This window comes from Pseudomonas sp. URIL14HWK12:I5, from assembly GCF_900176445.1.
GTDB lineage: Bacteria > Pseudomonadota > Gammaproteobacteria > Pseudomonadales > Pseudomonadaceae > Aquipseudomonas > Aquipseudomonas monteilii.
Genome location: NZ_FWXQ01000002.1, coordinates 730,019 through 742,556, shown reverse-complemented (window position 1 = coordinate 742,556; position 12,538 = coordinate 730,019). Strand labels below are relative to the sequence as shown.

Annotated in this window: 9 protein-coding genes and 1 riboswitch; of the genes, 6 read left to right on the top strand and 3 right to left on the bottom strand. The window is 64.8% G+C overall.

Annotation, left to right across the window (positions count from 1 at the left end; translation table 11 throughout):
* Window position 1 precedes the first annotated feature (1 nt).
* Both cobN and cobW read right to left on the bottom strand, forming a co-directional pair.
* Window positions 2-3,763, bottom strand: a complete 3,762-nt coding sequence (cobN, locus tag B9A31_RS08050; RefSeq protein WP_025752506.1) for a cobaltochelatase subunit CobN — start codon at window positions 3,761-3,763, stop codon at window positions 2-4.
* Window positions 3,764-3,766: 3 nt separating this feature from the next.
* The gene (gene cobW / locus B9A31_RS08045) at window positions 3,767-4,834 is read right to left on the bottom strand and encodes a cobalamin biosynthesis protein CobW (protein WP_003247913.1); all 1,068 of its coding nucleotides are present in this window, start codon (window positions 4,832-4,834) and stop codon (window positions 3,767-3,769) included.
* Window positions 4,835-4,933: 99 nt separating this feature from the next.
* Window positions 4,934-5,148: riboswitch (cobalamin riboswitch) on the bottom strand.
* A gap of 100 nt (window positions 5,149-5,248) precedes the next feature.
* Between cobW and B9A31_RS27270 the strand changes: the two genes are divergently transcribed.
* The 3 genes from B9A31_RS27270 to B9A31_RS08035 all read left to right on the top strand — a co-directional run bounded on the left by B9A31_RS27270 (window position 5,249) and on the right by B9A31_RS08035 (window position 6,958).
* Window positions 5,249-5,425 (top strand): glyoxalase superfamily protein, encoded by a 177-nt coding sequence (locus B9A31_RS27270; protein WP_019096281.1) that lies wholly within the window; start codon window positions 5,249-5,251, stop codon window positions 5,423-5,425.
* Window positions 5,422-5,784, top strand: coding sequence for a hypothetical protein (locus B9A31_RS08040; RefSeq protein WP_084296862.1), 363 nt, complete (start codon window positions 5,422-5,424; stop codon window positions 5,782-5,784). Before B9A31_RS27270 ends, B9A31_RS08040 begins: the two co-directional genes overlap by 4 nt.
* Window positions 5,785-5,938: 154 nt before the next feature.
* Window positions 5,939-6,958 (top strand): branched-chain amino acid aminotransferase, encoded by a 1,020-nt coding sequence (locus B9A31_RS08035; RefSeq protein WP_012272061.1) that lies wholly within the window; start codon window positions 5,939-5,941, stop codon window positions 6,956-6,958.
* A gap of 80 nt (window positions 6,959-7,038) precedes the next feature.
* Here B9A31_RS08035 and B9A31_RS08030 read toward each other — a convergent pair whose 3' ends face one another.
* On the bottom strand, window positions 7,039-7,467 hold the full coding sequence (locus B9A31_RS08030) for a multidrug/biocide efflux PACE transporter (protein ID WP_027608927.1): 429 nt from the start codon (window positions 7,465-7,467) through the stop codon (window positions 7,039-7,041).
* Between the two features lie 92 nt (window positions 7,468-7,559).
* On the opposite strand from B9A31_RS08030, the gene B9A31_RS08025 reads away from it, so the two are divergent.
* From B9A31_RS08025 to B9A31_RS08015, 3 genes are all read left to right on the top strand, one after another.
* Window positions 7,560-8,414, top strand: coding sequence for a LysR family transcriptional regulator (locus tag B9A31_RS08025; protein WP_025752524.1), 855 nt, complete (start codon window positions 7,560-7,562; stop codon window positions 8,412-8,414).
* Window positions 8,415-8,560: 146 nt separating this feature from the next.
* Complete coding sequence (locus B9A31_RS08020) at window positions 8,561-10,306, top strand: caprolactamase subunit beta (RefSeq protein WP_084296861.1); 1,746 nt, start codon at window positions 8,561-8,563, stop codon at window positions 10,304-10,306.
* Window positions 10,307-10,319: 13 nt separating this feature from the next.
* Window positions 10,320-12,404: a caprolactamase subunit alpha gene (locus B9A31_RS08015; protein ID WP_084296860.1), complete on the top strand. Its 2,085-nt coding sequence runs from the start codon at window positions 10,320-10,322 to the stop codon at window positions 12,402-12,404.
* Window positions 12,405-12,538 lie beyond the last annotated feature (134 nt).

Below are 12,538 nucleotides of genomic sequence, written 5' to 3'. Positions count from 1 at the left end.
TTCAAGCCTGTTCCTCGCCGTCGAGCAATTGCGCCTCAAGGGCCTCTCGGTAGTCGCCTGGTGCCTGCCACAGCCCGCGCTGCTGGGCCTCCAGCAGGCGCTCGGTCAGGTCGCGCAGGGCCTCGGGGTTGTGCTCGCGCATGAAGTCGCGGGTCGCCGGGTCGAGCACGTAGGCATCGGCGAGCCCCTGGTAATGATGGTCGTCGATCAGGTGCGTGGTGGCGTCGAAGGCGAACAGGTTGTCGACCGTCGCCGCCATCTCGAAGGCGCCTTTGTAACCGTGGCGCTTCACCCCGTCGATCCACTTGGGGTTCAGCGCACGGGCGCGGATAACCCGGTTCAACTCTTCCTTGAGGGTACGGATGCGCGGCCGGTCGGCCTGGCTGTGGTCGCCGTGGTAGCTGGCCACGGTAGCACCGGACAGGGTTTCCGATGCGGCCAGCATGCCGCCCTGAAACTGGTAGTAATCGTTGGAGTCGAGCAAATCGTGCTCGTGGTTGTCCTGGTTCTGCAGCACCGCCTGCACCTTGGCCAGACGCTGGGCGAACTGGGCGCGGGCCGGGGTGCCTTCGTCACGGGCGCCGTAAGCGTAACCGCCGTGGTTGAGGTACACCTCGGCCAGGTCGTCGCGGCTGTGCCACAGGCGCCCGTCGATGGCGTTCTGCACTCCGGCGCCGTAGGCGCCAGGCTTTGCCCCGAACACCCGCCAGCCCGCCTGGCGCGAAGCCTGCTCGGCGTCCACGCCTTGCGCTTGCAGCGTGGCACGCTCGCTGCGTACACGGGCGGCCAAAGGGTTGAGGTCGTCGGGTTCATCCAGCGCAGCGACGGCCTGCACCGCCGCATCGAACAGGCGGATAAGGTTACCGAAGGCATCGCGGAAAAAGCCCGAAACGCGCAACGTCACATCCACCCGAGGGCGGTCGAGCAGGCTCAACGGCAGGATTTCGAAGTCGTCGACACGCTGGCTGCCAGTGGCCCACACCGGCCGCACGCCCATCAATGCCATGGCCTGGGCGATGTCGTCGCCGCCCGTGCGCATGGTCGCCGTGCCCCACACCGACAGGCCGAGCTGGCGCAGGTGGTCGCCGTGGTCCTGCAGGTGCCGCTCAAGGATCAGGTTGGCCGAGGCGAAGCCCAGGCGCCAGGCCGTGGTAGTGGGCAGGTTGCGCACGTCCACGGTGTAGAAGTTGCGGCCGGTGGGCAGCACGTCGAGGCGCCCACGGCTCGGCGCACCGCTGGGGCCTGCGGGCACGAAGCGCCCGGCCAGCGCTGCCAGCAGGCCATTCATTTCGGCTGCACCGCACGCGTCCAGGCTAGGCGCTACCGCTTCGCGCAAGGCCTGCACCACATCGTGCACAGGCTGCCATTCGTTCTGCTCGGGTAGCGGCACCGTGCCGGCCAAGGCCTGACCGATCACCTGAAGTGCCAACAGCTCAAGGCGCTCGCGGGTATCTCCACAGGTGCGCCACGGTTCGCTGCTCATGGCCTGCAATTGCGCTGGGCGTGCGCCCTGCCAAGGCTGCCCAAGCTCACAATCGAGCGGATCGAAGCCCGGCACCAAGGCCTTGGCCAGGGCACGCAACAAGCTGGCATTGCCGCCGCGCCCGTCGCCCCGTTCAACCCGCAACAGCGCCAACAGGGTATCCAGCCGCAAGCGGCCTTCGGGCGACTGGCCGAACACGTGCAGGCCATCGCGAATCTGCGATTCCTTCAGATCGCACAGGTAGGTGTCCAGGCGCGGCAGCCATATGGCGGCATCGTCCAGCTGCCCTTCCAGCTGCAGCTCGCGGTCGATGTGGTTGGCCTTGACCAACTCCAGGATGTCGCGCTGCAACTCGCGGGCACGCCGTGGGTCGAGCATCTGCGCTTCATAGAACTCGTCGGCCAGCTGTTCCAGGTGGCGCAACGGGCCATAGGTCTCGGCGCGGGTCAGCGGCGGCATCAGGTGGTCGATGATCACCGCCTGGGTACGGCGTTTGGCCTGGGCGCCCTCGCCAGGGTCATTGACGATGAACGGGTAGATGTTCGGCAGCGGGCCGAGCAAGGCGTCTGGCCAGCACTGCGCCGACAAGCCGACGCCCTTGCCGGGCAGCCATTCGAGGTTGCCGTGCTTGCCGACGTGGATCACTGCATCGGCCGCAAAGGCATGGCGTAGCCAGAAGTGAAACGCCAGGTAGCCATGCGGCGGCACCAGGTCGGGGTCGTGGTAGACCGCGCTCGGGTCTACCTGGTAGCCCCGGGCCGGCTGAATGCCGACAAAGGTCAGGCCATAACGCAGGCCGGCCACCATCAGCCGTCCGCTGCGGTACATCGGGTCCTGCTCGGGCGGCCCCCAGCGGTCCAGCACGGCCTGGCGGTTGGCGTCGGGCAGGCGCTCGAAGGCGGCCTGGTAGTCGGCCAGGCTCAGACTTTGGGCGCAGGGGCGCAGGTCCAGGTGGTCGAGGTCGTTGGTTACGCCGCCAAGCAGTTGGTGGATCAGTTGTGTGCCGCTGCCCGGCAATTCGGCCAGCGGATAGCCCTCGGCCTGCAGTGCCTTGAGAATGTTCAAGGCAGCGGCAGGAGTGTCCAGGCCGACGCCATTGCCAATGCGACCATCGCGGGTTGGGTAGTTGGCCAGCACCAGGGCCACGCGCTTCTGCGCATTGGGCAGGCGCGCCAGTTCAACCCAGCGGCGGGCCAGCTCGGCAACGAAGTCCATGCGTTCGGGGTGGGCGCGGTAGCACACCACATCGGACTGGCTGCGCTCGCTGCGCCAGGCCATGTCCTTGAAACTGACCGGCCGGGTGATAATGCGCCCGTCCAGCTCAGGCAAGGCAATGTGCATGGCCAGATCGCGCGCGCCCAGCCCCTGTTCGCTGGCTTCCCAGCCAGGCTGGTTGTCCTGTGCGCAGATGGCCTGCAATACCGGGATGTCGCGGCGGAACGGGCGCAGGTTGGGGCGTTCGGGGCTGGACAGGGCAAAGCCTGTGGTATTGACAAGCACTTCGGCGCCGACCTCGTCCAGCCAGGCTTCGACCTGCTCCAGGCAGGCGCTTTCCTTGAGGCTGGCCACCGCGATCGGTAACGGGTTCAGCCCGGCAGCCTGCAGGCGCTGGCAGAACACGTCGATGAATGCGGTGTTGGCCGCCTGCAAGTGCGAGCGATAAAACAGCAGCGGCGCTACCGGGTGCTCGGGGTGCCAATGCGGGTACCAGTCTTCCAGCGTGGTGCTGCCCTTGGCCGGGTGATACACCGCCGTGCGCGGCAAGGGCTGCGGCTCCTCCCAGGCATAGTCACGGCCCAGCCACTGGCTGGCCAGGCAGTTGAACAGGTTGATGGCGTTGGCCTTGCCGCCTTGGCGCAAGTAGTGCCAGAGGCGCTCGGCCTGCTCGCCACCGACAGTACCCAGGGAGGTCAGCTCCGGGTCCGGGCGGTCATCGCCCGGCACCATAATCAGCTGCACGCCACGGGCGGCCAGCTCGACCAGTTGCTCGACGCCATAGCGCCAGTAACCGACACCGCCGTGCAGCGACACCAGGATGACTTTGGCATGGCGCAGCACCTGGTCGATATACAGGTCGACCGACGCGTGGTTTTGCACCTGCATCGGGTTGGCCAGACGCAGGCTGGGGAAGTCGTCTGGCAATTGCTCGGCGGTATCGGCGAGCAGTGCCAGGTGCGAATCGCCGCTGCAGAGAATCACCAGCTCGGCGGGGGTCTGGCCGAGGTCGGCAATGCTGTCATCCGGCACGAAGCCGCCGGGCTGGGTCCGCAGCAGGTGCATGGGTCAGGCGCCCAGGGCCTGGCGCAGGCGCGCTTCCAGCTGGGCAGCGTCAAGGTCCTGGCCAATCAGCACCAAGCGGGTAATGCGCGGCTCGTCAGCACGCCAGGCGCGGTCGAAGTGTTTGTCGAAACGGGTACCCACGCCTTGCACCAGCAGGCGCATCGGCTTGCCCGGGATGGCGGCGAAGCCTTTGGCGCGCAGGATGCCGAACTCCACCACCAGCTGGGTCAGGGCATCGAGCAACAGGCTTTCGTCGGCTTCTGGCAGGTCGATGGAGATGGAGTCGAAGGCATCGTGGTCATGATCATCATGGTCGTCACCGTCGTGGTGCGAATCATGGTGGGTACGGCGGCCATCGATGTGCGCCTCGGACTCGGCGCCCACGCCCAGCAGCACCTCCAGCGGCAGCTTGCCGCTGCTGGCTTCGATCACCTTGACGGCTGGCGGAAGCTCTTCGGCCACTTCGGCACGGACCTTGGCCAGGCCTTCGGCGTCGATCAGGTCAGCCTTGTTCAGTACAACCAGGTCGGCGCTGGCCAGCTGGTCGGCGAACAGTTCGTGCAGGGGCGATTCGTGGTCCAGGTTAGGGTCGAGCTTGCGCTGGGCATCGACCTGGTCCGGGTAGGCAGCGAAAGTACCGGCCGCCACGGCCGGGCTGTCGACTACGGTGATGACCGCATCGACGGTGCAGGCATTGCGGATTTCCGGCCACTGGAAGGCTTGCACCAGCGGTTTGGGCAGGGCCAGGCCGCTGGTTTCGATCAGGATGTGGTCCAGGTCGCCACGGCGTGCCACCAGCTCGCGCATCACCGGGAAGAATTCTTCCTGCACGGTGCAGCACAGGCAGCCGTTGGCCAACTCGTAGACACGGCCACTGGCTTCTTCTTCGGTGCAGCCGATGCTGCACTGCTTGAGGATTTCGCCGTCGATCCCCAGTTCGCCGAATTCGTTGACGATGACCGCAATGCGACGGCCCTGGGCGTTGTCGAGCATGTGGCGCAGCAAGGTGGTCTTGCCCGAGCCGAGGAAGCCGGTGACGATGGTGACGGGGAGCTTGGCCAGTGTTTTCATGTCGCAGTGCCCTTGGCAGTGTGGCGCGGGCATGCAGGACGACAGCCACGGGCCAGGCCGGCCGGGCTTGTTCGCCACCGGATCACCCCGCCCGGTTTAAAGTCGAAAACGTGACGAGGCAGGTCTCCTGGCTCGCACCGTTCCATAGGCCTGACAAACAGCAGGCGGTGGCGGGATGACGCCTTCCCGCGCGCGGGCGCAGTGGCTGTGTCGATCCGTTATCGGTGCTTACAGTTGCGGGGGCAGCCGCGGCTTGTACCGCGTTCCCGTCTTAGCTTCGGCGTGGCCGAAGAACCTCGAAGTGGCAAGGCTACGCAGTGGTTGGCGGGTGGTCAACCGTTGCGCAGCGCTGGCTGACCACAAGGCACCCAAGTGCGTTACAGTGGCGCCTTCATCCACGGTCAAGGACGCCCCATGCAGCTCGCCCCCGCCATACCGGTACTGCGCATCTTCTCGGTCGACAAGGCCAAGGCGTTCTACCTCGATTTCCTCGGTTTCAGCGTGGACCGGGGCCTGCAGATGCAGGTGTATGACCCGTTTGGCAACCGCCTGCGCTTTTGCCAGCAGATCGATGACGAGGCCAACCCTTGAAAGCGTTGGGCAAGCGCGATATGGCCCGGCTGGAGCGGGAACTGGTGGCGTGCCTGACCGAAGCCTGCGAAACCACCAAGGCGGAAATCGTCGGTTTCAGCTGGCTTACCCACCGGCTCGACCCCGAGGATTTTCCGGGCAGCCTGCGCATTACATGGGTGTTCGAGCAAGAGGCCGACAAAACCGCTGCCGTGGCAGGCCAGGCGAAGGCGCGCATGCTGGCACTGACCAGCCAGGCGTTGGAGCAGGCCGGCATCCCGCTAGACCACCCGGCTTGGCATGTGCGTTTCGACAGTGAAGAGGCTTGCGTCAAGAGCCACGGCGGCGACTGGGCAAAGCGCTTGCATAAGCAGCGCTGAGGTTATTTCGCTGAATGGCGCCTTCAAAAGATACATCGCAGGCTATCAATTCGTGACTGGCCGTTCCCGATCTGCCACGGATGTATTATGGTGGCGTGGTGCGCATATAACAGCAGCCCGAGCGATCGGGCACTTGCAAGACAATGAGGGTGTCATGAGCAACGAAAGCATTAATTGGGACAAGCTGGGTTTCGACTACATCAAGACCGACAAACGCTACCTGTCCGTATGGCGCAATGGCGAGTGGGACAAAGGCACCCTGACCGAAGACAACGTACTGCACATCAGTGAAGGCTCCACTGCCCTGCACTATGGCCAGCAATGCTTCGAAGGCCTGAAGGCCTACCGCTGCAAGGACGGCTCGATCAACCTGTTCCGCCCGGACCAGAACGCCGCCCGCATGCAGCGCAGCTGCGCCCGCCTGCTGATGCCGCACGTGCCCACCGATGTGTTCATCGAAGCGTGCAAGCAAGTGGTCAAGGCCAACGAAAAGTTCGTGCCACCGCACGGCAAAGGCGCCCTCTACCTGCGCCCGTTCGTGATCGGCACCGGTGACAACATTGGCGTGCGCACCGCCCCCGAGTTCATCTTCTCGGTATTCGCCATCCCGGTTGGCTCGTACTTCAAGGGCGGCATGAAGCCGCACAACTTCCAGATCTCCAGCTTCGACCGCGCCGCCCCACAAGGCACCGGTGCGGCCAAGGTCGGTGGCAACTACGCCGCCAGCCTGCAGCCAGGCGCTGAAGCCAAGAAGGCCAACTTCGCCGACGCCATCTACCTCGACCCGCTGACCCACACCAAGATCGAAGAAGTCGGTTCGGCCAACTTCTTCGGCATCACCGCCAACAACGAGTTCGTGACCCCGAAATCGGCCTCGGTGCTGCCAGGCATCACCCGCCTGTCGCTGATGGAGCTGGCACAATCGCGCCTGGGCCTGACCGTGATCGAAGGTGATGTCGAAATCAACAAGCTGGACCGCTTCATTGAAGCCGGCGCTTGCGGTACTGCGGCGGTGATCACCCCGATCGGCGGTATCGAGTACAACGGCAAGCTGCACGTGTTCCACGACCTGGAAAAGGTCGGCCCGGTTACCCAGAAGCTCTACAACGAGCTGACCGGTATCCAGAGCGGTGACGTTGAAGCACCGGCAGGCTGGATCGTCAAAGTCGCCTGAGGCGCTTTAGCGGTATGAGAAACGGGGCATGCCAGCAATGGCATGCCCCGTTTTTATTGGCCAACGCTCGCACGGGTAACTCATGCAAGGCGACGCTGCATGAGCAAATGCCGGGCTTTGTCGAAGGCCCAGTTGTACAGCACGGTGTAGGGCAGGATGATCACGAAGAAGCCCAGTTCCACCATGAACGCCTGCAGCAGCGAGATATCCAGCATCCATGCCGCCACCGGCAAGCACCACACCACCAGCCCGGCCTCGAAGCCCAGACCGTGTACAAAACGCGCACTGGCCTTCCAGTGGATACGCTCGGTGTGTACCCAGCGATCGACCAGCGCGTTGTAGACCATGTTCCACAGCATGGCGATCACCGACAGGGTGACTGCCAATGCTCCCGCCGTCGCCAGCGATTTGCCCATTACCCAGGACAACAACGGCGCGCACAACAACACCGCGAACACTTCGTAACCCACGGCGTGAACCAGGCGTTCGGTGAAAGACACGTTTTTCATTGCAAAATCCATCCATTGCGTAAGTCGTGCTTTCCATTTTCTTTGGTAAAACTGATACTCGCGACATAGCAACCATCGGTTTTATCAATACCATGCGCTATTCACCCGAAGCTCTGGTTGCCTTTGTCGAAGCCGCGTCGCTGGGTTCGTTTTCCGCAGCGGCGCGCAAATTGCGCAAAAGCCAGTCCACCGTCAGCATTGCCATTGCCAATTTCGAGGCGGATATCGGCTGCCCGCTGTTCGACCGGGGTGGCCGCCACCCCACGCTGAATGAGGCGGGTCGACAGGTGCTGAGCCATGTGGAGGCCATTCTCGATGCCAGCGCCCAGCTCGATGCCTTGGCGGTGCGGCTGGCGGAGAACGTGGAGCCGCTGGTGTCGGTAGTGATGTCGGACAGCTACAGCGTCACCTTCCAGGGCGCGGTAATGGCCCGCTTCGCCCAGCAGTACCCGCATACCGAGCTGCGTTGCGGCCCGGCGGAGGACGCTGATGTGATCGACATGGTCCAGCAGGGCCTGGCGCATGTCGGCATCCTTGCCACTCAACCCGGCTACCCCGCCGACGTTGCCGTTGCCCGCTTGCCCGAACAGGCGGAGTTTGGTGTGTACGTGGCCAGCGGGCACCCGCTGGCGGGCCTTGGGAAGGTGCAAACGCAACACCTCGAAAACGCCCGGCAGCTGTACATCAAGACCTATGCCCCCAGCCTGCATCACGGCCGTGGTCAGGCTTGGTCGGCACCGGATTACCTCACGTTGCTGGAGTTCGCCGTGCGCGGGTTTGGCTGGGCCGAGCTGCCGAGGGCGCTGGTGGCACGGTTTGGCACTGAGTTGGTGGAGTTGCAGCTAGCGGGTTACCCGCGCCGGGTGGATATGGATGTGGCCTGGTCGAGCCGACGGGCGTTGGGACCGGCGGGGCAATGGCTGGTACGGCAGATGCTGGGGCGGTAGACCTCCTTTACGCCCCTTGTGCACCAAAACGCAAGATCCAGTACACCCAGCGACAAGCCTTCCCCCCACCCTCCCCCGTAGCCTGTCACCACGCGCCGCCCCGCTGCGGCACGCACCCAAAGTACAAGAACAAACGTTGGTGACCTATGCAGACAGTAGATCCGATCACCCTTGCGGTTGTCCGGGGTGCGCTGGAAACAGCGCAACGCGAAATGACCCTGACCCTGGAAAAGACCGGCCGGTCCAGTGTGTTCAAACTGGCCCACGACTATTCCAACTCGCTGTTCGACCACCTGCCGGAAATGATCCTGCAGGGCCAGGACATCCCCATTCACCTGGGCTCGCTGATCCCGGCCATGAAGTGCGTGGCCGAATTCTTTGGCGACAACATCGCCGAGGGCGATGTGATCTACCACAACGACCCGGCCTACAAGGGCAGCCATATTCTCGACTGCTGCATGTACAAACCGGTGTACTACCAGGGCGAGCTGGTGTTCTGGACCGTGTGCAAGGGCCACCTGACCGACATCGGCGGCCCGGTGCCCGCCGGCTACAACCCCGATGCCAAGGAGATCTACGCCGAGGGCCTGCGCATTCCACCCGTCAAGCTGTGGGAAAAAGGCAAACGCCGCGAAGACGTGATCAACTTCATGCTCACCAACATGCGCGCACGCCCCTATCAGGAAGGCGACCTCAATGCCCAGTACGGCGCCTGCAAAGTGGGCGAGCGGCACTTGCTGGAGCTGCTCGACAAGTACGGCGTGGCCCAGGTGCGTGCCTGCATCGCCGAGCTGAAGAACATGGCCGACCGGCACATGCGCGCGCTGTTGCGCGACGTGCCGGACGGTGATTACAGCGGCACCGCCGTGCTCGAAGATGCCGGCCACGGCCTGGGCGAGCTGGCCATCACCGCCCATGTGCAGATTCGCGGTGACCAGGCCCATGTGCGCATCGACAGCCCGCCACAAGTGCCCTACTTCATCAACTCCTACGAGGGCAACTCGGTGTCAGGCGTGTACTTGGGGCTGATGATGTTCGCTCAGGTAGCGCCGCCCTACAACGAAGGCCTGTACCGCTGCGTCACGGTCGATGTCGGGCCCAAGGGTACCCTGTGCAACGCCGAAGAACCGGCGCCCCACGTCAACTGCACCACCACGCCGATGGAAACCCTGGCCGATGCCGTGCGTACTGCGCTGGAGCAAGCCTCGCCACAACGGGTTACGGCCTCCTGGGGGCATACCAGCGGTATCAACATCGCCGGCCATGACCCGCGCAATGGCAACAGCGAGTATGTGACCATGGTGCTGGCCTCGATCATTGCCGGTGCCGGAGCCAACAAGGTGATGGATGGCTGGCACGCGTGCGGCCCGCTGTGCTGTTTCGGCGCGCTGATGAGTGGCGACATCGAGCTGCTGGAACATGCCTACCCGGTGCTCATCCACCGCTACAGCCTGATGGCCGACAGTGGCGGCGCTGGTGAATTCCGCGGTGGTTCGGGCACCCGGCTGGAGATCGAACCACTGGACCACGCCATGACCGTGGTCGGCTTCGGTGAAGGCCGGCAACTGCCCACCGCCGGTGCCGCCGGGGCACGCAATGCGCTGCTGGAGCCCAAGCTGGGCCGGCTGATCCACCGCCACGCCGATGGCAGCGAAGACCACTACACGCAAAACCCGATGCTCACCCTGCAGCCCGGTGAGCGGATCATCAACATCAACCCCGGTGGCGGTGGCTACGGCGACCCGCTGCGCCGGCCGATTGCCGCAGTCCTGCAAGACTTGCGCAACGGCCTGGTCTCGCCCCAGGGCGCAGCCCTGGAATACGGCGTGGTCGTCGATGCCGATGGCCAGCTCGATGAACCCGCAACCCGCCTTGCCCGCGCCCCGCACTGACCGGAGACCCATCATGCGTAACCAATATCGCCTGGGCATCGACGCCGGCGGCACCTTCACCGATTTCATCCTGGCCGACCGCAACGGCGGCGTGCAGCTGTTCAAGGCCCCGTCCACACCGCAGGACGGCACCCTGGCCATTCGTGCCGGTCTGGCGCAGATCGCCGACGCCACCGGCCGCAGCCCGGCCGAGCTGATCGCCAACTGTGACCTGTGCATCAACGGCACCACCGTAGCGCTCAATGCACTGATCGAGCGTACCGGGGTCAAGGTGGGCCTGCTGTGCACCGAGGGCCATGAAGACAGCCTGGAAATCCGCCTGGGGCACAAGGAAGAAGGCCATCGCTACGACGCCCACTATCCGCCGGCGCACATGCTCGCCCCCCGCCACCTGCGCCGCCCGATTGGTGGCCGCATCCTCGGCGATGGCCGTGAACACAGCCCGCTGGACGAACGCGCCATCCACGCCGCCATCGATTACTTCCGCGCCGAAGGCGTAGAGGCCGTGGCCATTTCCTTCCTGTGGTCGGTGCGCAACCCCAGCCACGAGCAGCGTGCCGCCGAGTTGGTGCGGGCAGCCCTGCCCGGGGTATTCGTCTGCACGGGCTGCGAGGTGTTTCCGCAAATTCGTGAGTACACCCGCACCTCCACCACGGTGGTCAACGCCTACCTCAGCCCGGTGATGGCGCGCTATGTGGCGCGCATCGACAGCCTGTTCCACGAGCTTGGCGTGCAACAACCGGTGCGTTACTTCCAGTCCAACGGTGGCCTGGCGCCCGGGCACCTGATGCGTGAGCGCGCGGTCAATGCCATCAACTCCGGCCCCGCCTCGGCGCCCCAGGCCGGGCTGGCGGTGGCACGGCCGTTCGGTATCGACAACGTCATTACCGTGGACATGGGGGGCACCTCATTCGACATCACCCTGACCAACGCCGGGCGCACCAATTTCAGCAAGGATGTGGACTTCCTGCGCCAGCGCATAGGCGTGCCGATGATCCAGGTGGAGACGCTGGGTGCTGGCGGCGGCTCCATCGCCCACCTGGACGAGTTCGGCATGCTGCAGGTCGGCCCGCGCAGCGCCGGTGCCATGCCGGGGCCCGTGTGCTACGGCAAAGGCGGCAGTGAGCCCACGGTAACCGACGCCAACCTGGCGCTAGGTTACCTCCCGGATGGTGCATTGTTGGGCGGCAGCATCCGCCTGAACCGCCAGGCGGCGCTGGATGCCATACGCAGCAAGATCGCCGAGCCACTGGGCATCAGCGTGGAGCGGGCGGCGTTCGGCATCACCACATTGGTGAACCTGAACATGGTCAACGGTATTCGCCGCGTGTCCATCGAACGCGGCCATGACCCGCGCGACTTCGCCCTGATTGGCGCAGGCGGTGCGGCGGGCATGCACGTGGTGCGCCTGGCCGAGGAAATCGGCATGCAGACCGTGCTGATCCCCAAGGTGGCCTCGGGCCTGTGTGCTTTCGGCCAGATCCTGTCCGATGTACGTTACGACCAGCTCACCAGCCTGTCGATGCGCCTGGACACCGGGCACGTGAACCTGGAGCAACTCAACCAGGCCCTGGCCGAACTGCGCCAGCAAGGCCTGGCCAACTTGCGCGAAGACGGCTTTGGCGACCAGGCCAGCAGTTGCCACTACACCCTGGAAATGCGCTACCAGGGGCAGATCCATGAATGCAGCGTGGAGCTGGCGCAGCATGCCCTGGATGAAGCAGGCCTGGCGGCGCTGATCAGCCGCTTCCACAGCCGCCACCAGACCCTGTACTCGTACAGCGAACCCGACAGCCCGGTGGAACTGGTGAACCTGGAGTGCTCGGTGATCGGCCACCTGCCGCGCCCACCGCAACCTGAGTTGCAGGGCCCGGCCGAACCGCCGGCAGCCACCCCGCAAAGCGTCCGGCCGATGCTGTTCAGCGCCGACGGCGCGTGGCAACCCACGCCCGTGTTCAACGGCAATCGCCTGTTGCCGGGGCAGACCGTGCAGGGCCCCTGCGTGATCGAGGAAGACACCACCGACATCGTCTTGCCGCCAGGCTGGCAGGCGCGCCTGGAGCCCTCGGCCACCTACCGGGTGACACGCGGGGCTTGATCAAACGGTCGGCGTGCGCCGATCATGGGCCTGAAAGCCGCCTGGCAACCTTGCGTTGCCGGGCGTTTTGCACAATAACAAGAGCTGCTTGAGTAGCTTGCCTGCAGTTCCTTTTTTCAATGCTGCCCTCTTTG